The sequence below is a fragment of the Rhizobacter sp. P1_G5 genome, from assembly GCF_056405435.1.
The window spans coordinates 1-1449 of sequence record NZ_JBFUCB010000969.1 but is presented as its reverse complement, the minus strand read 5'-3'; the positions used below and the strand labels follow the sequence as shown (position 1 = coordinate 1449).

The window sequence follows — 1449 nt, the reverse complement described above, 5'->3', positions numbered from 1 at the left end:
CTGCGATCTCACATATCAAGAGCCTGACTCCGGTCGAAATATCTTTGCTGATTCATATCATCGTAGATTCAAGCTGGACGGCCTCCATTCACAGAGAACTCCATCAAGGTCGGAGAGATATTGTTTTTGGACAAAGGCAACGTTTGCTGGACGCTCTTTGCAAGGGTCTCGTCGAATACCACAACAAATCCTGGCTTGCCTATGCAACCGAGCTGATCTGCCTGAAATTCGAGCAAGAGCACAAGAAATGGAAGCACTTGACAGCCCTTTCGGGCTGGAGTGAATTGAGGGGAATGTTTGCCCGGATACTTCGCTCTTCAGATACATCGCAGTTCTTCCTCTCGATCGGCTCCCCATCGGATTTCGGAGTCAGATCTCCGCCCAATCCTGTTTCGCTGGGTCAGTCCCAGCCCTCCACCAATCCAATTCCATCAGACAACACAATACCCGTCGCGCCTCAGTACCCACTGCTGTCCAAATATTTATCTAATTCAATAGGTATTGGATCTATAATATCGGCTGAGAAAATATATTCTGCACTCGCCGGAGCCACCTTGAACCTGGAAGCGTGGTCGCACAATGAGATCGAGCGGGCGCCACCGGATTTATGGAATCTATTCAGGGAACAAGCTCTGTTGTTGAGGACACATATTCGCACCCTCATATTGCCACCCTACATGCCGTCGGTACCTCAGGATCTTGCGAATTTTTCGGCCCCGGATCCGGACTCGGCCGCAACCATCGAGATCATCGACGCTCCCAATCTGCTGTCTGCCGATTTCTCCGCGTTCCATCACTTTTCCAAAAGAGGGCAACTCATCACTTTGCGTGGCCAACGCGATGCGCGCCGCAAGGACTTGGTGGCGCCCCCAGGAACAGTTTTACTGGATCTGCAATGCCCGTACGCTTCGAGCGGGCCCGCCCTGGCGTGGGGGGTCACGAATCCCGCCGCCTTCGACGAATTGGTCACCTGGCTTCCGGAACTCCTGCAGAAGATTCTGAACAATCCGCCGGAGAACGACTTAAGCCGTTTTCTTGAACTCCTCAACCTGTCGGGCGCATCCGTGCCTTTGATATTCAATGCCCCCTCGATCACGGATATCGACAAGGCGATGATCCGCCGCTTGCAAACCTTGGACAGACTGCCGCGAATAGAATTATTGTGCCGCAGAGGATCTCTTCCTCTTTCGCCTCTTGAAACTCTGATGCAGTTCAGCGGTCCTCGAGAGATCATCGAAGCATTGTCTCTGGGAGATGTTTCCGACTGGAGATCGGGCGAAATAATTCTGTTCCTCGATCATGTTTTGCGTCGATGGCCAACGTCCAAGGAAAATCTGATGCCTCAGGCGGCATTGCTCGATCACATCTTGAGCCTCAAGACACTCGAAGCCAGCATCGAACAGTCGGACTTCTACTCTTCMCTCCATCACAAATTGTCAAATATAGGCC

Annotated in this window: 1 protein-coding gene; it reads left to right on the top strand. The window is 52.1% G+C overall.

Translation table 11 applies throughout. The annotated features are described in order from the left end of the window. The coding region (locus AC1D12_RS33235) for a hypothetical protein (protein ID WP_477845362.1) at positions 1 to 1449 on the top strand (1449 nt) is incomplete at both ends.